Genomic DNA, 20,642 nt, shown 5'->3' with positions numbered 1-20,642 from the left:
CCCTATCCTGCCGTCTCGGCCTCCAGCATGTCCTCCCCGGTCAGTGCGACCGCGGTGCCCACCAGTCCGATATGGCTGAATGCCTGCGGGAAATTGCCCAGCTGCCGCCGCGCCACGGTGTCGTACTCCTCGGCCAGCAGCCCGACATCGTTGCGGAGCTCGAGGAGCCGCTCGAAGAGTTCGGTGGCCTCCTCGGCGCGCCCGGTCAGGCGCAGTGCGTCCGCCAGCCAGAACGAGCACGCCAGGAACGCTCCTTCGCCGCCCGGCAGTCCGTCGATCGAGACACCCTCCGTGCTGTAGCGGCGGACCAGACCGTCGCTGCCCAACTCGTCCCGGACCGCGTCGACCGTGCCGACGAGTCTCGGATCGTCCGGCGGCAGGAATCCGCTCCGAGCGATCAGCAGCGTCGCCGCGTCCAGGTCCCGGGAGCCGTACGACTGCGTGAACGTGTTCCGTACCGGGTCGTACCCCTTCTCGCACACCTCCCGGTGCACGGCGTCCCGCATCACCCGCCACCGTTCGGCGTCCCCGGCCAGCGACGGGTTCGCCTCCAGGGTGCGTACGGCGCGGTCGGCGGCGACCCAGGCCATCACCTTCGAGTGCACGAAGTGGCGGCGCTGGCCACGGATTTCCCAGAGTCCCTCGTCCGGCTCGCGCCAGGTGGACTCCAGGAATCCGAGCAGGCTGAGCTGGAGGCTCCAGGCGTGCGGTTGATCGGCCAGGCCCGCCTCGCGCGCGAGCCGGAGCGAGTCGATGACCTCTCCGTACACATCCAGCTGCCGTTGCCGGACCGCCGCGTTGCCGATCCGGACCGGGCTGGAGTTCTCGTATCCGGCCAGCCAGGGCAGCTCCGCCTCGGGCAGCCGCCGTTCGCCCGACAGGCCGTACATGATCTGCAGGTCGGCGGGATCCCCGGCGACGGCGCGCAGCAGCCAGTCCCGCCAGGCGGCGGCCTCCCCCACGTAGCCGGCCGAGAGCAGCGCGTTGAGCGCCAGGGTGGAGTCCCGCAGCCAGCAGAAGCGGTAGTCCCAGTTCCGGACGCCGCCGATCTCCTCCGGCAGCGATGTGGTGGGGGCCGCCACGATGCCGCCGGTCGGGGCGAAGGTGAGCGCCTTGAGGGTGATCAGCGAGCGGATCACGGCTTCCCGGTACGGTCCCCGGTACTTGCAGCGGGCCGACCACTCGGCCCAGTCGGAAAGGGTGTTCTTCAGCGCCTCGTGCGGATCGACGAGGTCGGGACGCGGCGAGTGGGACGGGTGCCAGGTCAGGACGAACGCCACCTGCTCGCCGGCGGAGACGGTGAAGGACGAGCAGGTGGAGAACTCCTGGCCCCACGTCTTGACCGGTGGCTCGCTGCGCAGCCAGACCGAGTCGGGTCCGGCGACCGCCACCCGGTGGCCCTGCGAGCGGCGCATCCACGGCACGATGGAGCCGAAGTCGAAGCGCAGCCGGATCACCGATGTCATGTCGACGGAGCCGCTGATCCCCTCGACGATCCGCATGACATCGGGTTCCTGGTCGCGCTGCGGCATGAAGTCGATGACCTTGACGGTGCCGGTGCGGGTCTCCCAGAACGTCTCCAGGACGAGGGAGTCACCCACGTAGCTGCGCCGGGTGCAGCTGTCCGCGCCCTTCGGAGCGATGCGCCAGTGGCCGTTGTCGTCGTCGCCGAGCAGAGCGGCGAAGCAGGCGCCCGAGTCGAAGCGGGGCAGACAGAGCCAGTCCACAGAACCGTTCCTGCCGACCAGGGCGGCTGTCTGCAGATCGCCGATCAGGGCGTAGTCCTCGATGCGTGGGGTCACGTTCTGCCGTGTTCCCGAACCGGGGCCTCGCTAAGCAGCCGGTGTCCCACGGGCGGCCGCAGACTCCTGCCGCGGAACCGGTCGGGCGGCCACCGGTCAGGCTGCCGCGGGCACTGTCAGGCCGTCGCGGGCTCGGGCTTCTCCGGCTCGGTCTCCGGCTCTCCGGAGGCCTCGGCCCCGGCCGCGGCCTCCACCCGGTCGCGCTTCTCGCGCCGGGCGAGCACCACATATCCGACCGGTACGCCCGCGGCGAACAGCCACCACTGGACCGCATACGCCATGTGCGGACCGATGGAGCTGTCGTCGGGGGCCTCGATCAGCTCGGGGACGTCGCCGGACGGTTCGGGCCCGGTCTGCTCGATGTAGCCGCCGAGGACGGGCCGGGAGAGCGCCTTGGCCTGCTGGGCGCTGTTGATCAGCATCACCTGGCGGTCAGGCAGGTCCGACAGGTCCTTGATGCCGCTGGTTCCCGTCGTCTCGTCGGCCTTGAGCCGCCCCGTGACGGTCACTTCGCCCTTGGGTACGGCCGGGACGTCCGGGAAGGCGCGCTGGTCGTCGGCGGCGGGGACCCAGCCGCGATTGATCAGGACCGTGCCGCCGCCTTTGAGGTCGAGCGGGATCAGTACGTGGAAACCGATGCTTCCGTCGGTGGAGGTCCGGCGGCGCACGACGACCTCGTGCCCCGTGTCGTACGTCCCCGTGGCCGTCACCGCACGCCAGTAGTCGGAGCGCGGGATCGTGTGCCCCGGGGAGGTGAGTGTGGCGACCGGAACCGGCTTCGCCTTGAGGTTGTGCGAGATCAGAGCGTTCTGCGCCACCCGGTGCTCATGCCGGTGCAGCTGCCAGAAGCCCAGCTCGACCATCGTGGGAATGAGGACGAGGGTGAGGAGGGCGAGGATCAGCCACTGCCGGGTCAACAGGAAGCGGTACACCCCACGACGGTACAACTGCGTCATGGGGTGCCTCGCGGAGGGGGTGGCGGAACGGGCTGTGCGGCCGGTGGTCAGACTTTGTCGATGATGCCCACCTTCCCCTCGGCCCGGGCGCAGTGACCGCCGCAGAACCAGTGCCCGTCCACCTCGACACCCTGGCCGATGACCTGGACCCGGCAGTGCTCACAGATGGGCGCCATCCGGTGAATGGCGCAGGAGAAACAGTCGAAGACATGCACCGCGCCCTGCGCGTGCACCTCGAACGACATGCCGTAGTCGTTTCCGCAAACTTCACAACGTGCCATGCGCCACAGGGTGGGACGCGGGGACGCCGGGCGGCGAGCGGCGGACGGGCGAGTCGCCCCCGGTTCACTCCGATGACGGCGTCGGCAGGGAGGGAGCCACCGGGGCCCCGGTCGTCGTCGACACCTGTGCCACATCCCGCAGCAGATGGGTGAAGGCGCTCTCGTCCACTATCGGTGTGCCGAACGCCTTTGCCTTCACCGTCTTCGACGTCGCCGCGTCGGGGTCGTTGGTGACCAGCAGGCTGGTCAGCCGCGAGACGCTGGTCGCCACATGCAGCCCGGCCTCGATCGCCCGGTCCTCCAGCAGTTCACGGTCGATGGAGGTGTCCCCGGAGAACGCCACCCGCATGCCCTGCATGAGCGGTTTGTCCTTGTCGTACCGCCCCGGGTTCGGATACGGGCAGGCCGGCCGCTTGCGGGAAGGGCGCCAACTGCTCTGACCGCCGTACGACGGCTGGTGGCCGACCCGCGGGGTGACCGGGGAGTCCGACCACTCGGTCAGCGGGCGGCACTCCAGCAGCGGCAGCCGCACCCCGTCGCGCGCCGCGGCATGCAGACTCGGCCGGAACGCCTCGGCCAGCACCCGGGCGTCGTCCAGCGCGTGGTGCGCACGCTGCTGCACGACTCCGAAGTGCGCGGCCAGCGACTGCAGCTTGTGGTTGGGCAGCGGCAGTCGGAGCTCCTTGGAGAGCGCGATGGTGCAGAGCCGGTGCTCGACCGGGGCGACGACCGCGGCGCGCGCGTACTCCCGGGCCAGCATCGACCAGTCGAAGGCGGCGTTGTGCGCGACGAGCACGCGGCCCGCGAGCCGCTCGGACAGATCGGCGGCGACTTCCGGGAAGAGCGGGGCGCCCTCCAGGACGTCGCTGGTCAGGCCGTGGATCCAGACGGGGCCGGGGTCCCGCTCCGGGTTGACGAGGGTGTACCAGTGATCCTCGACGTTGCCCTGCGCGTCCAGCCGGTAGACGGCAGCGGACACTATCCGGTCGTCCCGGGAGAGTCCGGTGGTCTCCACGTCGACGACCGCGTACCCCTGTGGGTAGGCGGTCGGCCACGGTGCTGCGGTCTGGCGGTCGTCGAGCATGGTCACAGAGAATACGGGCCGCGACTGACAGCTCACCATCCGGGAGCGTTCTGTTCGAGCCGTCCGGCGAGGGGTCACCAGGGGCTGTCCCGTGATCCCTGGCGGGCGCACGACGACATCCACGGCACGTTGCTGCGTTGTCGGAGCGTCCGAATGCGTCCGGTATGCGGACGATCCGCCGCCTGCGATGCGCCGCATCCGACGCCGCGCGCTGATCCACCAGGGATTACGGGACGGCCCTCAGCTCCCACCGGTGGCGAGCAGTCCGCTCACCAGTGCCCGCATCGACGCCGTGAACAGTCGTTCCTGGTCGGCGGGGAGGGCGAGCGCGCGGGCCAGCGCCGGGTCGTGCTCGGCCGTGACCGAGTCCCAGAGATCACTCTCGCCGGGGGACTGGACCGGGGAGCGTTCCCGGTTGCGTTCGACGAGCAGGAAGCCGACGGTCTGGAACTGCACCGCCCGTACCGCGTCGGCGGCCCGCGCCCCGCGCAGCCCCGCGGTGTGCACCTCGTGGAGGAGGGCCTGCTGCGCGGGCAGGAACATCCGCTCCGTGAGACCGCGTTCATGGACCATCGCGATCAGGTGGGGGCGGGCGCGCAGTTCGCGGCGCAGCCCCCGGGCGACGGAGACGATCCGGGCCACCGGGGTGCGGCCCGCCGGCCGGACGACGCCCATCTCCTGGACGGTGCGCTCCACCAGGGCGTCGAGCAGCGACTCGCGATTGCCGACATGCCAGTAGATCGAGGTGACCGCCGTGCCCAGTTCGGCGGCCAGCTTGCGCATCGTGAGGGCATCCGGGCCGTGCTGCCGCACCAGGGCGGCAGCGGCCTCCAGAACGTCTTCGCGGGTCAGCGACGATCGCGCCACAGTGCTCCCAGCTTTCCGAACCCCGTTACGTGCATGTCTATTTACCCTTCATTCCGGCCGGTGTAACAGTGTTACAGAACCCGGGCACGGACAACCGAGAAGGGTGGTACGTCCATGGCACGTGTACGGTACGGCGCGCGCACCGACGCCGAGATCGCGGCGGCCCGCACAGCCCGATCCAAGCTCCCCGACATCTGGTCCACCGGTGTGGTCGCCGTCTGGGAGAGCGACCCCGACGCCGTGGCGGCGGTCCTGCCACCGCCCCTCGAACCCGCCGAACGGCCGCTCGTCCGCGCCGCCATCAGCAAGGTCGACCTCCCCGGCTATCCGCTCGGCGCGGGCTCCGTCTCCGTCGCCGCCGTCCACGACGGGCACGAGGGCTGGTATCCGCTCGTCATGCCGATGACCCATGAGCGGGCACTCGTCGGCGGCCGTGAGGTCTTCGGCGAACCGAAGAAGCTCGGCGAGGTGACCGTCGAACGCGACGGACCCGCCGTCCGGGCCGCACTCGTCCGGCACGGCATCGCGTTCGTCGAGGTACGCGGCGCGGCCGGCGAGCAGCTGCCGTTGCCCGAACCGGCGGAGAAGCTCGACTTCTACTTCAAGTTCCTGCCCGCCGCGGACGGCGAGGGCTTCGACGCCGATCCCGTACTGATCCACTGCATCCGCCACGAGAAGGTCCGCAAGCTGGAGCGGATCTCGGGCGATGTGGTGCTGCGCGAGTCGGTGTACGACCCGGTCGCCGACCTCCCCGTACGCCGGCTGATCGATCTGACCATCGGTGAGAAGACCAGCGACCAGCAGGGCAGGGCCGTGGAGCGGGTGAGCGCCGAGGCGCTGCTGCCGTACATCCACCAGCGCTACGACGACCCGCAGCAGATCCACGACGGCCCGCCGCAGGGGAGTGTCCGATGAGGCTGGGGGAGGGCCAGGTCGCCGTCGTCACCGGCGCCGCGAGCGGCATCGGGCTCGCGATGGCCCGCAGGTTCGCGGCCGAGGGGCTGAAGGTCGTCCTCGCCGACGTGGAGGAGGGTGCGCTCGACAAGGCGGCGGCCGAGCTGCGCGAGGACGGTGCGCAGGTGCTGGCGCGGGCGGTGGACGTCAGCGAGCGGGACTCCGTCCAGGCTCTCGCCGACGCGGCGTACGACACCTTCGGCGCCGTCCACGTGCTGTGCAACAACGCGGGTGTCGGCTCCGGTGCCGAGGGCCGGATGTGGGAGCACGAGCCGAACGACTGGAGGTGGGCGTTCGCCGTCAATGTGTGGGGCGTCTTCCACGGCATCCAGGCCTTCGTGCCCCGGATGATCGAGGGCGGTGAGCCCGGCCGGGTCGTCAACACCTCGTCCGGCGACGGCGGCATCGCCCCGCTGCCGACCGCCTCCGTCTACGCGGTCACCAAGTCCGCCGTCGTCACCATGACCGAGTCGCTGTACGCCCATCTGAAGGCGGAGGGCGCGGCGGTCGGCGCCTCGGTGCTCTTTCCCGGCCCGCACATGCTCCGCACCGGACTGTGGGAGTCGCACCGCAACCGGCCCGAGCGGTACGCCAAGGAACGGCCGCGCCGGACCCCGTACCGCAGCCTCGGTCAGTGGGAGTCCGCCATGAGAGCGGCCGGACACGAGGTCGAGTTCACACCGGTGGAGGAGGTCGCGGGCGCGGTCGTGGACGGGATCCGCGCCGACCGCTTCTGGCTGCTGCCGCCGAGCGAGCACAGCGACCGGCAGATCCGCGCCAGGTCGCAGTCGATGCTCGACCGGGCGAACCCGTCGTACCTGGAGAGCTTCATACTCGACTGAGGGGCGAGCGATGACCGACCCGTATCTGATCATCTCCTCCGACTGCCACGCCGGGCTGCCCACCGAGGAGTACCGGCCCTATCTGGACGCCCGCTTCCACCGGGAGTTCGACGACTTCCTCGCCGGGCGCGACCGCCGCCGCGAGGAGATGACCAGCCTCGGCGTACGCAACGAGGCTTTCGCCGACAAGTGGTTCCACGACAACGAGGAGGGGCTGAGGGGCGGTTGGGACGCCGCGCAGCGGCTCAAGGAGCTCGACGGCGACGGGGTGGCGGCCGAGGTCGTCTTCCCGGACGCGGACGCCGTCGACAGCCGGACCGCCGCCCCGTTCGGCGTCGGCCTCGGCCTCTCCGGCGACCAGGACCCGGAACTCGGCATGGCCGGTGCACAGGCCCACAACCGGTGGCTCGCCGACTTCGTCTCGCGGGACCCCGAACGGCACTGCGGAGTCGCCCTGTTGCCCGTCACGGGTGAGGTCGGCCGTGTCGTCGCCGAGATCCACCGGGCCAAGGAGTCCGGTCTCGGAGCGCTGATGATCCCCTCCATGTGGGTGGACAAGGCGCCGTACCACGACCGCCGTTACGACCCCGTGTGGGCGGCCGCCGCCGAGACGGGGATGCCGGTCGTCACGCACTCCGGCGCGGCCCCGCGCCACGAGTACGGCGACCACCTGGGGATCTACGTCTCGGAGGTCACCTGGTGGCCGTCCCGCCCGCTCTGGTTCCTGCTCTGGTCGGGCGCCTTCGAACGCCACCCGGGGCTGAGGTTCGGCGTCGCCGAGTCCGGCTGCTGGTGGCTGCCGAACCTGCTCTGGTTCATGGACCGGCTCTACCTGGGCGCCCACGGCGGAAAGAAGCTCTCGCCGTTCGCCGAGCTGAAGCGGCCCCCGCACGAGTACTTGGACCGCCAGGTGTTCATCTGCGCCACCAACACCAAGCGCCGTGAGCTCGCCCAGCGGTACGAGATCGGCGTCGACAACATCCTGTGGGGCAGCGACTTCCCGCACCCCGAAGGCACCTGGCCGAACACCGCCGACTGGCTGCGCACCACCTTCCACGACATCCCGGTGGCCGAGACCCGCCGGATGCTGGGGCTCGCCGCCGCCGAGGTCTTCGGCTTCGACACGGCGAAGCTCGCGCCGATCGCCCGGCGCATCGGCCCGACCCCGCAGGAGCTGGGCCAGAGCGCCGACCAGACGGCGGTCGAAGCGTCCTGGGCACGCTCGCGCGAGGTCGGCCGGCACTGGCTGACGGACCACGACTTCCCGGTCCTGGGGGTCGGCTGATGTCCCGCGAGCGCTACACCGTCATCTCCGCCGACTGTCACGCGGGAGCCGACCTGCTCGACTACAGGCCGTACCTGGAGGCCAAGTACCACGAGGATTTCGACGCCTGGGCGGCGGCGTACGTCAATCCGTACGCGGACCTCCTCGCCGACACCGCCGACCGCAACTGGAACTCCGAACGCCGCCTCGCCGAGCTGGCGGCGGACGGCATCGTCGCGGAGGTCGTCTTCCCCAACACCATCCCACCGTTCTTCCCCTCGGCCTCCCTGATGGCCCCCGCGCCCTCACCGCAGGAGTACGAACAGCGCTGGGCGGGCCTGCGCGCCCACAACCGCTGGCTCGCCGACTTCTGCGCCGAAGCGCCCGGCCGGCGGGCGGGCGTCGCGCAGATCCTCCTCAACGACCCGGCGGAGGCGGTCCGCGAGGTCCGCCGCACCAGGGAGGCGGGACTCACCGGCGGCATCCTGCTGCCCGGCACCCCGCCGGGATCCGGCATCCCGGAGCTGTACTCCCAGGTGTACGACCCGCTGTGGGCGGTCTGCGAGGAGCTGGACGTGCCGGTGAACCACCACGGCGGATCGGCCTCCCCGCCGCTCGGAGACGAACCGGCGGCACGAGCCGTCTTCATGGTGGAGACGACCTGGTTCTCCCACCGGGCGCTGTGGCATCTGATCTTCGGCGGGGCCTTCCGCCGCCACCCCGGACTGAAACTGGTCCTCACCGAACAGGGCTCCGGCTGGATCCCGGGCGTCGTCGAGATGCTCGACTACTACCACGGCCGCTTGGTCGCTGCGGCCTCCCGGGCATCCACCGCCGAGTCCAAGTTCGGTGCGGGGCTTGCCGCTTCGATGGGAGCGAGTCCCGGCGAGGTCTGGCGCGACAACTGCTTCGTCGGCGCCAGCTTCATGCGCCCCCACGAGGTGCCGCTGCGCGACCGGATCGGCCTCGACAAGATCATGTGGGGCAGCGACTACCCGCACGACGAGGGCACCGCCCCCTATTCGCGCGAGGGCCTGCGGATCGCGTACGCCGGACTCCCGCCCGACGAGATCGCGGCGATGGTCGGCGGTAACGCGGCCCGTGTGTACGGCTTCGACCTGCCCGCACTCGACCGCATCGCCGCGACGGCCGGCCCGACGGTCGACGAGATCGCCGAGCCCCTCAAGGAGGCCCCGGCCGACGCGACCAGCCCGGCCTTCGCGCCGGGCGGATCGGTCCGCGTCTGGTGACGGGACCCGGTGAGGATGAGACCATCCCCGGGTGACGGATACCCGGGCGCATGACGAGTCCCACGGCAACGGCCTCGGCGCGCGGCTGAACTGGCTGCGCGCCGCGGTGCTCGGCGCCAACGACGGAGTGGTCTCCACGGCGGGCATCGTCGTCGGCGTCGCCGGAGCCACCGGCGACCGCGGTGCCCTGCTGACGGCGGGCCTCGCCGGACTGCTGGCCGGATCCATGTCGATGGCGGCGGGCGAATACGTGTCGGTATCCACCCAGCGCGACTCGGAGCAGGCCGCGCTGGCGACGGAGAAACGGGAGCTGCAGGAGACCCCGGAGGCTGAACTCGCCGAGCTGACCGGTCTGTTGGAGGGAAAGGGGCTGAGCCGGGAAGTCGCCCGCGAGGCCGCCGTCCAGCTCACCGAACGCGACGCTCTGCGTGCCCACGCGGAGGTGGAGCTGGGGATCGACCCGGACGACCTGACGAACCCCTGGCACGCCGCAGGCGCGAGCTTCCTGGCCTTCACGGCGGGAGCGCTGCTGCCGCTGCTCGCGATCGTGCTGCCACCGGCGTCGCTGCGGCTGATCGTCACGGTACTGGCGGTACTGGCGGCGCTGGCGCTCACCGGATGGTGGAGCGCGCGGCTCGGCGACGCGGCGGTGGGGCGCGCGGTGCTGCGGAACATGGGCGGGGGAGCGGTGGCCATGGGGGTCACCTATGCGGCGGGGGCGTTGCTGGGAGCGGTCGGAGTCTGATCCGGCCCGTGTTGGCAGAAGTCACCAAAGGTTGCTGACATCGCGTCTCGCATACTTGTTGGTAACAACGTCTAGTCCCCGGCCGACCCGCCGCTCTACGGTGCTCGCATGGAGCCGAACCTGCCCGATGTCGTGCTGTGGTCCATACCGGCCTTCGTCCTGCTCACCGTTGTCGAAATGGTCAGCGCCCGCATCCACCCCGACGAGGACGCCGCCGGGTACGAGACCAAGGACGCCGTCACCAGCGTCACCATGGGGCTCGGCAGTCTCGTCTTCGATCTGCTGTGGAAAGTGCCCATCGTGGCCATCTACACCGCGGTCTACGAGCTGACCCCGCTCCGCGTTCCCGTCCTGTGGTGGACGATCCTGCTGATGCTGCTCGCGCAGGATTTCTTCTACTACTGGTCCCACCGCGGCCACCATGTCATCCGGATCCTCTGGGCCTGCCATGTGGTCCACCACTCCAGCCGGAAGTTCAACCTCACCACCGCGCTGCGCCAGCCCTGGACCTCGCTGACCGTCTGGCCGTTCTACGTTCCGCTCATCGCCTGCGGTGTCCATCCGGCGGCGCTGGCCTTCTGCTCGTCGGCCAATCTCGTCTACCAGTTCTGGGTGCACACCGAACGGATCGACAAGCTGCCCAGGCCCTTCGAGTACGTACTGAACACGCCCTCCCACCACCGGGTGCACCACGCCTCCCAGGGCGGCTACCTCGACCGGAACTTCGGCGGCATCCTGATCCTGTGGGACCGGCTCTTCGGCTCCTTCGCCGCAGAGACGGAGAGGCCCGTCTACGGGCTCACCAAGAACATCGCCACCTACAACCCGCTGCGCGTCGCGACGCACGAGTACGCCGCGATCGCACGGGACGTGCGGGCGGCGGAGAGCTGGGGCGAGCGGGCCGGCCGGATCTTCCGCGGGCCGGGCTGGCAGCCGGCGTCGACGGACGCCTCGGCAGCCACCGCCTCCGGCGCCGCCTCCACCGCCGTTCCCGTCCCGGAGAGCACCGGATGAACGCCGGAGCCGTCACGGACGTCCGGGCACGGTTCGTACGCCCCCTGCTCATCGCGTTTCTCGTCGCCTCCGCCGTCGATCTCGTCGGCGTCCTCGCCGACGTGCGTCTCGCCCACCTCGTCGCCAAGCCGCTGCTGATGCCGCTGCTCGCCGGGTACGCCGCCGCCCGCCGCGGACCCCGGCTGCTCGTCGCCGCGCTGCTCTTCGGCTGGGGCGGCGACACGTTCCTGCTGCCCGACGCCGATGCCGCCTTCCTCATCGGCATGGGTTCCTTCGCCGCGGGCCATGTCTGCTATCTGTGGCTCTTCGGGCGGGCCCGCAGCTCCCTGCTGCTCGGCGCGGGGTACGCCGCGGTCCTCGTCGGCTTCGTCGCCCTCATCTGGGGCGGGCTCCCCGCGGACCTGCGGATCCCGATGGCCGGCTACAGCCTGCTGCTCACCGCGATGGCCTACCGGTCCAGCACCCGCGGCCGGTACGCCGCGCTCGGCGGGGCGCTCTTCCTGCTGTCCGACGCGCTCATCGCCACCGGCTTCGCCGACTGGCCGCAGCTGCCCGCGCCGGACTTCTGGGTCATGCTCACGTACATCGTGGCGCAGTTCCTGCTGACGGTCGGGGTGCTCACACCGGGCCCGGAAGGGGCCGCTGCCACCCCTGGGGCGTACGGTGAGCGGAGTATCAGCATCTGAGATCAGCAAGGACCCCCACGCATGCGCGCCACTGTCATCCACGCCCCTCACGACATCCGTGTCCAGGAGGTGCCGGACCCGACGATCCAGCAGCCCACCGATGTGGTGCTGCGGGTCCTGCGGGCCTGTATCTGCGGCAGCGACCTGTGGGCGTACCGCGGTGAGGCCGCCCGTCAGCCCGGCCAGCGCATCGGCCACGAGTTCATCGGGATCGTCGAGGAGGCGGGACCGGAGGTCAGCGGTTTCGCGCCCGGTGACCTCGTCGTCGCCCCCTTCGTCTGGTCCGACGGCACCTGCGAGTACTGCGCCGAGGGCCTGACGACGTCCTGCCCGCAGGGCGGCTTCTGGGGCTCCGTCGGCTCCGACGGCGGGCAGGGCGAGGCCGTGCGCGTCCCGTTCGCCGACGGCACGCTGGTCAAGCTCCCCGCTGCCGCCGCGTCCGACGACCGCCTGCTCACGGCGCTCCTGGCGCTGTCCGACGTGCTCGGCACGGGGCACCACGCCGCCGTCGGCGCGGGCGTGAAGCCCGGCACCACGGTCGCGGTCGTCGGTGACGGGGCGGTCGGCCTGTGCGGCGTCATGGCCGCGAAGCGGCTCGGCGCCGAGCGGATCATCGCGCTCGGCCGTCACCAGGTGCGCACGGACATCGCCCGCGCCTTCGGCGCCACGGACGTCGTCGCCGAGCGCGGCGAGGCAGCCGTTGCCGCCGTACGGGAACTGACCGGCGGCGCGGGCGCCCACGCCGTGATCGAGGCCGTAGGCACCGAGCAGTCGATGCGCACGGCGGTCGGGATCACCCGCGACGGCGGCTCGATCGGCTACGTCGGCGTGCCGCACGGCAGCGGCACCGGCCTGGACCTCGGCGTCATGTTCGACCGGAACATCGCGCTGCGCGGCGGCGTCGCCCCCGTTCGCACCTACATTCCGGAACTGCTTCCCGACGTCCTGGCCGGCACGATCGACCCGTCGCCCGTCTTCGACCTCACCATCGGCCTCGACGAGGTTCCCGCCGGCTACAAGGCCATGGACGAGCGCACGGCGCTGAAGGTCCTCATCAAGCCGTAGTGGTGAGCCACTTCGGTGCATCCGCGCCCAACCGGCCCGGCGGACGCGACCAGTCCGCCGGGCCGCCCGCGAAGGAGACCGGCGGCAGGGCGTACCGCAGCCGGCCCAGGGCGCCGTCCGTGGAGCCGAGATACTTCTCGGGGTCGTACGTCTCCGAGAGGCCGTACGAGTCCTGGGTGCGCGTGAGCCCGCCGCAGAGCCAGTGCGCCGTCTGCCCGAGTGCCAGCCGCAGCAGCCGCGAACCGCCGTCGTCGTGCTGCTCGGTCAGCGCCCGCAGCACGCCCGCCGCCAGCAGATAGCCGGTGCCGTGGTCGAGGGCCTGCGCGGGCAGTGCGCCCGGCGTCCCGGCGTCCCCCTCCACGGCCGCGATCCCGGTGGCCACCTGCACCAGACTGTCGAAGCCGCGCCGTTCGTGCCACGGTCCGTACCGCCCCCACGCGGACACCTGAGCAAGGACCAGACCGGGACGGCGTGCGGCGAGCGCCTCCGGCGTCAGGCCGTACGTCTCCAGCGCGCCCGGCCGGTATCCGGTGACCAGCACATCGGCGGCGGCCAGCAACTCGTCGAACGTCGCCCGGTCCGCCCGGTCGCCCAGATCCAGCGAGACCGACCGTTTGCCGAACCCCGTGTCGTTGTGGGCGTCCTGACTCTCCGGCAGCTGGGGCGCATCGATCCGCAGGACGTCCGCGCCCAGCAGCGCCAGCGTGCGGGTGGCCACCGGACCGGCCAGGACACGGGTCAGATCGAGAACCCGGAGTCCGGCGGCGGGCAGCAGCGGCGAACCCGACACGGCGGGCAGGCGGCGTGCACCCACCTGTCCCGGCCCCTCGGTCCGGTCGAGCGTCAGCAGCGGGCGTGCGGCGATCGCGGCTCCCTGCTCGTGCGCGGCCCACTCCCCGGAGGTACGCAGGGCGACGGCCAGACCTCCCGCGGCGTACACCGTCTCCTCGGTCTCCACCGCCCGTCGCTCGGCGAGCACCGCGGCCACCGCGTCCACTCCGGCATCGGCGGGCAGGCCGAGCGCGGCGAGCAACCGGGCCCGGTGGTGCGGGTAGTTGGCGTGGGTGCGGACCCAGCCGTCGGTCGTCCGCCAGAACCGGGACAGCGGGGCGAAATTGATCGGCGCGCGCCCGTCCACCCGCAGATGGCGCTCGCTGAGGAACGCGGTGGCCACCGCACCGTCGTCGACCCGGACCCGCTCCACCGGCGCGCCGGCGCTGCCTGCACGGCGCGCGGCCAGTTCGGCGGCGGCCAGCGCGCAGACGGCGACGGTGGAACGGGCCAGCTCCATGACGGGCAGCCGCGCGGGCAGCAGCCCGGCCGGTCCGCCGCCGTCGATACGGCCCAGAAGTGCCGGATCGCCGCCGAGGGCGGCCCATGCCTGCTCCGTCCCGGAGCTCCGCGTGTCGATCACATCTGCCATGACCGCACTATGGCACCCGGTGCCACCGTAGTGCGAGGGAAGGGCCGAGGACAGTCGTCCCCGGCCCTTCCCCGATACGCGTGGTGACTACCTGCGGACCGCGTCCAGCGCGTCCACCACACCGGCACCGTAGAAGCCGTTGTGGTTCCTGGGGCCCTCGCAGACGGCGTCGATCTTGCCGTCGCCGTTGATGTCGTACGGGTCGCCGCACGCGGTGGCGTCCGCCTCGTTCACCAGCAGCGCCTTCACCGCGGCCGCCGAGGCGTGCGGGTGCGACGACTTGATCAGGGCCACCACACCCGCGACATGCGGGGAGGCCATCGACGTGCCGGCCTTGTAGCCGTACTTGCCGCCCGGCAGCGTCGACAGGATCAGACCGCTCGTGGCCGGCGGAGCGGGCGTCTGGTAGATCGTGGAGTCGCCGCCCGGGGCGGCCACATCGATGATCCCGTCACCGTAGTTGGAGTACGAGGCCTTCAGGCCCTTGGCGCCGGTCGCGGAGACCGTGACGACACCCGGCAGCATCGTCGGGATGTCGAGGCACTCCCGAGGGTCGACCGTCCGCGTCACCGGCGTGGTGTCGTTGGGGCTGGTCGAGTCCTCCAGCGTGTCGGCGGCCAGGTCCTCGCTGCTGTTGCCGGCCGCGGCGACGTTGACCGTGCCCTTGTGCTCCGCGTACCGGCTGGCGCGGGTGACCGCTTCCACCAGGGCGCCCTGGTCGGGGTCGTTCTTGCAGTTGTACAGCCAAGGGTCGGTGTAATAGCTGTTGTTCGTGACATCGACGCCGTGCTCGGCGGCCCAGACGAAGCCGCAGACGACGGCCTCGGTGTAGAAGAACCCGCTCGAGGTCGCCACCTTGATGCCCGCCACCTTGACGCCCGGCGCGACACCGGTCACGCCGATGCCGTTCTTCGCGGCGGCGATGGTGCCCGCGACATGCGTGCCGTGGTCGCTCTCACCGGTCTGGGGGCGCCAGGCGCCGTCCGCCGTGTCCGGCGCGCCGCTCACACAGTTCGCCGATGCCCCGCGGTCGAAGTTCGGAGCCAGGTCCGGGTGCGTGTCGTCGACACCTGTGTCGATGACCGCGACCGTGACCTTCTTGCTGCCCAGCGACACCCGGTGCGCCTGGTCCGCCTTGATGGCGGGCAGATCCCACTGGAGCGGCTCCATCGGATCCTGGTCCGCCGTCGCCTCCGCGGCCGCCGCCCGCGCCTGCTCGGCGGAGAGCGACTGCTCGACCCCGATGTCCTTGGTGGCCTGCGGAACGATGGGGTTGGTGCGGGTCGCCCCCGCCGAGTCGACCCCCTTCACCCGCCGGATCGACTGCGCGAACTCCGGGTTCTGCGAGTGGACGACGATGACGCCGATCTGCTCGTAGGCGATCACCACCGTGCCACCGGCCCGGGCTATCGCCTTCTTCACCTGCTTGACGGTGCCGTGACCGCCACGGGTGTTGACGACGTACGACAGCTTGGGGCCGTCCGTCGAGACCGCCGCCGCGGGCAGTCCGTCCGACGGGGCGGCGGATGCGGCACTCGCCGGCAGGAAGCCGAGCGAGGCCGTGAGGGCCAGTCCGACAGGCAGCGCCAGTGCGCGCGTCCGTCTGGATCCCAGATGAGCCATGGGGTCTCCACATCATCCGTGCCAGTCGACCGGACACGGGGTGTGTTCGGCCGCGTACATGAAGAGCGAAGCTATCGCTGATCATCCCGGCTCATCAATGAGTTGACGGAACTCCGTTCGACGGTGGATCCGATCGGATGAGTTCAAGAACAGGCAAACCGCGGTGAACCACTTCGCGGTTCTCTCCGTGCCGTTGTCAGGGGAGGCGCACCACCGGCCCCCCGACATCGAGGTCTTCCTGTGAAAACCACCGTCCCCACCACCGCACCCGCATCGCGAGGAGATTCCGTGGCTACCGATGCATCGCCACCCAAGGCCCGTCCTGACACCGGCCCTGCCCAGCCCACCACCGAGGAGTTCGTCGAGGTCCAGGAGGGCGCGGAGTTCGGCGAACTGCGCCGCGCGCACCGGTCGTTCGCCTTCCCCCTGACCATCGCCTTCGTCCTCTGGTACCTGCTCTACGTGCTCCTGTCGAACTACGCGGGCGGCTTCATGGGCACGAAGCTGTTCGGCAACGTCAACGTGGCGCTCGTCTTCGGTCTCGCCCAGTTCCTCACCACGTTCCTCATCGCCTGGCTCTACTCCCGCCACGCCGCCACGAAGCTCGACCCGAAGGCCGCCGCGATCAAGTCCCGTATGGAGGCCGACGCATGAGCGCCGCCCACGCCGCTTACCCCACCGTCCAGCTCGCCGCAGAAGGCGCGAGCGAGCACCGGCCGCTGATCATCACACTCTTCGCCTGCTTCGTCGTCGCGACCCTGTTCATCACCGTGTGGGCAGGCCGGCAGACCAAGGACGCCTCCGACTTCTACGCGGGCGGCCGCCAGTTCACCGGCTTCCAGAACGGCCTCGCGGTCTCCGGCGACTACATGTCCGCCGCGTCGTTCCTCGGCATCGCGGGCGCCATCGCGCTCTTCGGCTACGACGGCTTCCTGTACTCCATCGGCTTCCTCGTCGCCTGGCTCGTCGCCCTGCTGCTGGTCGCGGAGCCGCTGCGGAACTCGGGCCGCTACACGATGGGCGACGTCCTCGCGTACCGCATGCGCCAGCGCCCCGTCCGTACCGCGGCAGGCGCCTCCACCATCGTCGTCTCGATCTTCTACCTGCTCGCGCAGATGGCAGGCGCCGGTGTGCTCGTCTCGCTGCTGCTCGGCATCACCAGCGACGGCGGAAAGATCGCCATCGTCGCCCTGGTGGGTCTGCTGATGATCGTGTACGTCACCATCGGCGGAATGAAGGGCACCACCTGGGTGCAGATGGTCAAGGCCGTCCTGCTCATTGCGGGCACCGTGCTCATCACCTTCCTGATCCTGCTGAAGTTCCACTTCAACATCTCCGACCTGCTCGGCAGTGCGGCGGAGAACAGCGGCAAGGGCAAGGCGTTCCTGGAGCCCGGACTCAAGTACGGCGCCACCAGCACATCGAAGCTGGACTTCATCTCGCTCGGTATCGCCCTGGTCCTCGGTACCGCAGGGCTCCCGCACATCCTGATCCGCTTCTACACCGTGCCCACCGCCAAGGCCGCCCGTAAGTCGGTGAACTGGGCGATCGGCATCATCGGCGCCTTCTACCTGATGACGATCGTGCTCGGCTTCGGCGCCGCGGCGATCCTCAAGCCCGGCGACATCATCGCCTCGAACAAGGCGGGCAACACGGCGGCCCCGCTGGCCGCCCTGGAGATCGGCGGCGGTTCCGGCTCCACCGGCGGTGCCATCCTGCTCGCCGTCATCTCCGCGGTCGCCTTCGCCACCATCCTCGCCGTCGTCGCCGGCCTGACCCTGGCGTCCTCGTCGTCGTTCGCGCACGACATCTACGCCAACGTCATCCGCAAGGGCAAGGCCACCGAGAAGGAAGAGGTCCGCGCGGCCAAGTGGGCGACCGTCGCCATCGGCATCGTCTCCATCGGTCTCGGCGCCCTCGCCCGCGATCTGAATGTGGCCGGACTGGTCGCCCTCGCCTTCGCGGTCGCCGCCTCGGCGAACCTGCCGACCATCCTGTACAGCCTGTTCTGGAAGCGGTTCACCACCCAGGGTGCCCTCTGGTCGATCTACGGCGGCCTGGCCTCGTCCGTCCTGCTGGTGCTGTTCTCGCCGGTCGTCTCCTCCAAGCCCACGTCGATGTTCCCCGACGCCGACTTCGCCTGGTTCCCGCTGGAGAACCCGGGCCTGATCTCGATTCCGCTGGGCTTCCTGCTCGGCTGGCTCGGCTCCCTGCTCTCGAAGGAGGAGCCGGACAAGGGCAAGTACGCCGAGCTGGAGGTCAAGTCCCTCACCGGTGTCGGCGCCCACTGACGAGAAGGAATCGACCCAGAAGTTCGCGTCACGCACCGCGCGGATCCCGCGGCCGCGTCGTAGAGTCCTACGACGCGGCCGCGTCGCCCCTCGTGTCAAACGGGCCATCCCCCCTGTCACAGGTGTCGCGTAGTCTCGGGAGAGTCAGATCCGCAACCGGGTACGCACCGGGGGAGGGGGCCCACCATGCTCATCGACACCTACGATCGGGTCGCCACCGACCTGCGCGTTTCGCTGACCGACCGCTGCAATCTGCGGTGCACGTACTGCATGCCCGAAGAAGGCCTGCAATGGCTGGCCAAGCCGGACCTGCTCAGCGACGACGAGATCGTCCGGCTCGTCCGTATCGCCGTGACCCAGCTGGGCATCGACGAAGTCCGCTTCACCGGCGGTGAGCCGCTGCTGCGCCCGGGTCTCGTCTCCATCGTCGAACAGTGCGCGGCACTGACCCCCCGGCCGAAGATGTCGCTGACCACCAACGGCATCGGGCTCAAGCGTACGGCGGCAGCCCTCAAGGCCGCCGGACTCGACCGGGTCAACGTCTCGCTGGACACCCTGAGCCCCGACGTCTTCAAGACCCTCACCCGCCGCGACCGTCACCACGACGTGCTGGCAGGCCTCGAAGCCGCCCGCGACGCCGGCCTCACCCCGGTGAAGGTCAACACCGTCCTGATGCCCGGGCTCAACGGCGACGAAGCCCCTGACCTGCTCGCCTGGGCCGTGGAACACGGTTACGAGCTCCGCTTCATCGAGCAGATGCCGCTCGACGCCCAGCACGGCTGGAAGCGCGACGGCATGATCACGGCGGGCGACATACTCAGCTCCCTGCGCACCCGCTTCTCGCTCACCGCGGAGGGCGACGGCGAGCGCGGGTCAGCCCCCGCCGAGCGCTGGCTCGTCGACGGCGGACCCCACCGGGTCGGTGTCATCGCCTCCGTCACCCGCCCGTTCTGCCGGGCCTGCGACCGCACCCGGCTCACTGCCGACGGCCAGGTCCGGACCTGCCTGTTCGCCCGCGAGGAGACCGATCTGCGCGGCGCGCTGCGCTCCGGGGCCCCGGACAAGGAGATCGCCCGGATCTGGCGGCTCGCGATGTGGGGAAAGAAGGCCGGATCCGGTCTGGACGACCCGTCCTTCCTGCAGCCCGACCGCCCGATGTCGGCGATCGGCGGCTAATGGCCGTCCCCGGCGGCCGAGGACTCCCACTCCGCCAGCGTCACGACATCCTTCAGAAAACCGCGCACCCCCAGGAACGAGGAGAGATGTTCCCGGTGCTCGTCGCAGGCCAGCCAGGTCTTACGGCGCTCGGGGGTGTGCAGCTTCGGGTTGTTCCAGGCCAGCACCCATACGGCGGCCGCACGGCAGCCCTTGGCGGAGCAGATCGGTGCGGCGGAAGCAGCGCTCTCGGCGGCATTTTCGGGGGAGTCCGGGAAGTTCACGGACTCAACCCTAGGCCAGCCGCGAGGCCGACCTGCTGCCCGGGAGAAAAACGACGCCGAGCAGCCACGGGGGGAGCTGCCCGGCGTCGGTCCGTCGCTCCGACGGGGGATGCGGAGCGCGTAGGAAGTATGTCACGCGGACCGGGGTGCGGTGCACCTGAACTTCATGATTGATCTGAGCTCTTCTTGAGGATTCGGCGTGCCGTGAGCTCAACTGTGGTCATGCGGATCCGGGGCGCTACGGGCCCGGTCGGAGTCCGCCGGACCGGCAGGCGGGGCGACCTCGAGCGCCGGCCTGACGGGTGGCGGCACGAAGGTCGAGGGCAGCGAAGGAGTGTTCTCCCGGCCCGCGTTGGCGATGACCACGGCGACGTACGGGAGTAGCGCACCCAGCGCGAGTGCCACGATGGCCACAGGCTTCTCGATGTTCCACAGCACGGCGGCCAGGATCACCGAAACCGTGCGTACGGACATCGAGATCACGTAGCGTCGCTGCCTGCCGCGGACATCGTCGGCGAGGCTCTGCCGGGCTCCCGTGATCCGGAAGACCTCCGCACCACTCTGCTTCCGCATCACGTTCCCGTCACCCTTCCCCTGGCTCTTCACGAGCCGTTCCACGGTACGCCCGGCATCCGGAGGCATCGAGACCGGGGCACACAGTATTTGTGCACATCAGCACACTCATGGCACGTATGGACCTGTCCGACATGCGTCGTACGGCCTGTACGCCAAGACTTGCGCACATGCGCGACACCGCGCCGCACCAGGAGGCGACATGAGTTGGCTGTGGGCAATCATCGTGGGTCTGGTCCTCGGCCTGATCGCGAAGGCGATCCTGCCGGGCAAGCAGCAGATCCCACTCTGGCTGACAACCATTTTCGGCATCATCGGCAGCATCATCGGCAATGCCGTCGCGACGTGGATCGGCGTCAACGACACCAGGGGCATCGACTGGACGCGCCATCTTCTCCAGCTGATCGGCGCCGTGGTCATCGTCGGCGTCGGCGACATGCTCTGGACCTCGATGCGCGGTACCAGGAAGCAGAAGGCCTGAGC

At 70.5% G+C, this 20,642-nt stretch carries 21 protein-coding genes; 12 read left to right on the top strand and 9 right to left on the bottom strand.

Going from position 1 to position 20,642, the window contains the following annotated elements; all coding sequences use genetic code 11:
• Positions 1–2 precede the first annotated feature (2 nt).
• From ACFYP5_RS05375 to ACFYP5_RS05355, 5 genes are all read right to left on the bottom strand, one after another.
• Positions 3–1,802, bottom strand: a complete 1,800-nt coding sequence (locus ACFYP5_RS05375; protein ID WP_389030913.1) for a glycoside hydrolase family 15 protein — start codon at positions 1,800–1,802, stop codon at positions 3–5.
• Between the two features lie 116 nt (positions 1,803–1,918).
• Positions 1,919–2,734, bottom strand: a complete 816-nt coding sequence (locus ACFYP5_RS05370; protein ID WP_389032901.1) for an SURF1 family protein — start codon at positions 2,732–2,734, stop codon at positions 1,919–1,921.
• Between the two features lie 71 nt (positions 2,735–2,805).
• Entirely contained in the window at positions 2,806–3,039 is a 234-nt protein-coding gene (locus ACFYP5_RS05365; RefSeq protein WP_078852816.1) for a hypothetical protein, read from the bottom strand.
• A gap of 64 nt (positions 3,040–3,103) precedes the next feature.
• The gene (locus ACFYP5_RS05360) at positions 3,104–4,129 is read right to left on the bottom strand and encodes a DEDDh family exonuclease (protein ID WP_389030911.1); all 1,026 of its coding nucleotides are present in this window, start codon (positions 4,127–4,129) and stop codon (positions 3,104–3,106) included.
• Between the two features lie 234 nt (positions 4,130–4,363).
• Positions 4,364–4,990 carry a TetR/AcrR family transcriptional regulator gene (locus ACFYP5_RS05355; protein WP_389030909.1) on the bottom strand — a complete coding sequence of 209 codons (627 nt, stop codon included), beginning with the start codon at positions 4,988–4,990 and terminating at the stop codon, positions 4,364–4,366.
• A 114-nt stretch (positions 4,991–5,104) separates the two neighbouring features.
• Here ACFYP5_RS05355 and ACFYP5_RS05350 point away from each other — a divergent pair, with 114 nt between their 5' ends.
• The 8 genes from ACFYP5_RS05350 (at position 5,105) to ACFYP5_RS05315 (ending at position 12,810) form a co-directional block, all read left to right on the top strand.
• Positions 5,105–5,905 (top strand): acetoacetate decarboxylase family protein, encoded by an 801-nt coding sequence (locus tag ACFYP5_RS05350; RefSeq protein WP_389030906.1) that lies wholly within the window; start codon positions 5,105–5,107, stop codon positions 5,903–5,905.
• Positions 5,902–6,786: an SDR family NAD(P)-dependent oxidoreductase gene (locus ACFYP5_RS05345; RefSeq protein WP_389030903.1), complete on the top strand. Its 885-nt coding sequence runs from the start codon at positions 5,902–5,904 to the stop codon at positions 6,784–6,786. Before ACFYP5_RS05350 ends, ACFYP5_RS05345 begins: the two co-directional genes overlap by 4 nt.
• A 10-nt stretch (positions 6,787–6,796) precedes the next feature.
• A complete protein-coding gene (locus ACFYP5_RS05340) occupies positions 6,797–8,071 on the top strand; it encodes an amidohydrolase family protein (RefSeq protein WP_389030900.1) in 1,275 nt (424 codons plus the stop codon).
• Positions 8,071–9,300, top strand: coding sequence for an amidohydrolase family protein (locus ACFYP5_RS05335; protein WP_389030897.1), 1,230 nt, complete (start codon positions 8,071–8,073; stop codon positions 9,298–9,300). Before ACFYP5_RS05340 ends, ACFYP5_RS05335 begins: the two co-directional genes overlap by 1 nt.
• Positions 9,301–9,331: 31 nt before the next feature.
• Entirely contained in the window at positions 9,332–10,045 is a 714-nt protein-coding gene (locus ACFYP5_RS05330; RefSeq protein WP_389030894.1) for a VIT family protein, read from the top strand.
• A gap of 108 nt (positions 10,046–10,153) precedes the next feature.
• Complete coding sequence (locus tag ACFYP5_RS05325; protein WP_389030891.1) at positions 10,154–11,059, top strand: sterol desaturase family protein; 906 nt, start codon at positions 10,154–10,156, stop codon at positions 11,057–11,059.
• Positions 11,056–11,745 carry a lysoplasmalogenase gene (locus ACFYP5_RS05320; RefSeq protein WP_389030888.1) on the top strand — a complete coding sequence of 230 codons (690 nt, stop codon included), beginning with the start codon at positions 11,056–11,058 and terminating at the stop codon, positions 11,743–11,745. The genes ACFYP5_RS05325 and ACFYP5_RS05320 overlap by 4 nt, the downstream gene beginning before the upstream one ends.
• A 21-nt stretch (positions 11,746–11,766) precedes the next feature.
• The gene (locus tag ACFYP5_RS05315; protein WP_389030886.1) at positions 11,767–12,810 is read left to right on the top strand and encodes a zinc-dependent alcohol dehydrogenase family protein; all 1,044 of its coding nucleotides are present in this window, start codon (positions 11,767–11,769) and stop codon (positions 12,808–12,810) included.
• Here ACFYP5_RS05315 and ACFYP5_RS05310 read toward each other — a convergent pair.
• Together ACFYP5_RS05310 and ACFYP5_RS05305 are read right to left on the bottom strand one after the other, a co-directional pair.
• Positions 12,800–14,233: a CoA transferase gene (locus tag ACFYP5_RS05310; protein WP_389030883.1), complete on the bottom strand. Its 1,434-nt coding sequence runs from the start codon at positions 14,231–14,233 to the stop codon at positions 12,800–12,802. The genes ACFYP5_RS05315 and ACFYP5_RS05310 overlap by 11 nt on opposite strands.
• Positions 14,234–14,320: 87 nt before the next feature.
• Positions 14,321–15,856, bottom strand: coding sequence for a S8 family serine peptidase (locus ACFYP5_RS05305; protein WP_389030880.1), 1,536 nt, complete (start codon positions 15,854–15,856; stop codon positions 14,321–14,323).
• A gap of 288 nt (positions 15,857–16,144) precedes the next feature.
• Here ACFYP5_RS05305 and ACFYP5_RS05300 point away from each other — a divergent pair, with 288 nt between their 5' ends.
• The 3 genes from ACFYP5_RS05300 to moaA all read left to right on the top strand — a co-directional run bounded on the left by ACFYP5_RS05300 (position 16,145) and on the right by moaA (position 19,323).
• Entirely contained in the window at positions 16,145–16,510 is a 366-nt protein-coding gene (locus ACFYP5_RS05300; protein WP_389030877.1) for a DUF485 domain-containing protein, read from the top strand.
• Positions 16,507–18,147, top strand: a complete 1,641-nt coding sequence (locus ACFYP5_RS05295) for a cation acetate symporter (RefSeq protein ID WP_389030874.1) — start codon at positions 16,507–16,509, stop codon at positions 18,145–18,147. Before ACFYP5_RS05300 ends, ACFYP5_RS05295 begins: the two co-directional genes overlap by 4 nt.
• A gap of 186 nt (positions 18,148–18,333) precedes the next feature.
• The gene (gene moaA / locus ACFYP5_RS05290) at positions 18,334–19,323 is read left to right on the top strand and encodes a GTP 3',8-cyclase MoaA (RefSeq protein ID WP_389030871.1); all 990 of its coding nucleotides are present in this window, start codon (positions 18,334–18,336) and stop codon (positions 19,321–19,323) included.
• On the opposite strand, the gene ACFYP5_RS05285 is transcribed toward moaA, so the two are convergent.
• Both ACFYP5_RS05285 and ACFYP5_RS05280 read right to left on the bottom strand, forming a co-directional pair.
• On the bottom strand, positions 19,320–19,586 hold the full coding sequence (locus ACFYP5_RS05285) for a hypothetical protein (protein WP_389030868.1): 267 nt from the start codon (positions 19,584–19,586) through the stop codon (positions 19,320–19,322). The two genes, moaA and ACFYP5_RS05285, sit on opposite strands and share 4 nt — an antisense overlap.
• Positions 19,587–19,796: 210 nt before the next feature.
• Positions 19,797–20,159: a DUF3099 domain-containing protein gene (locus ACFYP5_RS05280; RefSeq protein ID WP_389032898.1), complete on the bottom strand. Its 363-nt coding sequence runs from the start codon at positions 20,157–20,159 to the stop codon at positions 19,797–19,799.
• 202 nt (positions 20,160–20,361) lie between these two features.
• Between ACFYP5_RS05280 and ACFYP5_RS05275 the strand changes: the two genes are divergently transcribed.
• On the top strand, positions 20,362–20,640 hold the full coding sequence (locus ACFYP5_RS05275) for a GlsB/YeaQ/YmgE family stress response membrane protein (protein ID WP_389030865.1): 279 nt from the start codon (positions 20,362–20,364) through the stop codon (positions 20,638–20,640).
• The last annotated feature ends 2 nt before the right edge of the window (positions 20,641–20,642 follow it).

Source organism: Streptomyces sp. NPDC005262 (genome assembly GCF_042872425.1).
Classification (GTDB): Bacteria; Actinomycetota; Actinomycetes; order Streptomycetales; family Streptomycetaceae; genus Streptomyces.
The sequence above is the reverse complement of the archived record's forward strand: the minus strand, read 5'-3'. Positions and strand labels throughout refer to the sequence as shown.

Coding starts and splice junctions, on each gene's coding strand:
- ACFYP5_RS05365 (WP_078852816.1), bottom strand. CDS start 3,039: ATGGCACGTTGTGAAGTTTGCGGAAACGACTACGGCATGTCGTTCGAG.
- ACFYP5_RS05350 (WP_389030906.1), top strand. CDS start 5,105: ATGGCACGTGTACGGTACGGCGCGCGCACCGACGCCGAGATCGCGGCG.
- ACFYP5_RS05345 (WP_389030903.1), top strand. CDS start 5,902: ATGAGGCTGGGGGAGGGCCAGGTCGCCGTCGTCACCGGCGCCGCGAGC.
- ACFYP5_RS05340 (WP_389030900.1), top strand. CDS start 6,797: ATGACCGACCCGTATCTGATCATCTCCTCCGACTGCCACGCCGGGCTG.
- ACFYP5_RS05335 (WP_389030897.1), top strand. CDS start 8,071: ATGTCCCGCGAGCGCTACACCGTCATCTCCGCCGACTGTCACGCGGGA.
- ACFYP5_RS05325 (WP_389030891.1), top strand. CDS start 10,154: ATGGAGCCGAACCTGCCCGATGTCGTGCTGTGGTCCATACCGGCCTTC.
- ACFYP5_RS05320 (WP_389030888.1), top strand. CDS start 11,056: ATGAACGCCGGAGCCGTCACGGACGTCCGGGCACGGTTCGTACGCCCC.
- ACFYP5_RS05315 (WP_389030886.1), top strand. CDS start 11,767: ATGCGCGCCACTGTCATCCACGCCCCTCACGACATCCGTGTCCAGGAG.
- ACFYP5_RS05310 (WP_389030883.1), bottom strand. CDS start 14,233: ATGGCAGATGTGATCGACACGCGGAGCTCCGGGACGGAGCAGGCATGG.
- ACFYP5_RS05305 (WP_389030880.1), bottom strand. CDS start 15,856: ATGGCTCATCTGGGATCCAGACGGACGCGCGCACTGGCGCTGCCTGTC.
- ACFYP5_RS05295 (WP_389030874.1), top strand. CDS start 16,507: ATGAGCGCCGCCCACGCCGCTTACCCCACCGTCCAGCTCGCCGCAGAA.
- moaA (WP_389030871.1), top strand. CDS start 18,334: ATGCTCATCGACACCTACGATCGGGTCGCCACCGACCTGCGCGTTTCG.
- ACFYP5_RS05280 (WP_389032898.1), bottom strand. CDS start 20,159: ATGCGGAAGCAGAGTGGTGCGGAGGTCTTCCGGATCACGGGAGCCCGG.
- ACFYP5_RS05275 (WP_389030865.1), top strand. CDS start 20,362: ATGAGTTGGCTGTGGGCAATCATCGTGGGTCTGGTCCTCGGCCTGATC.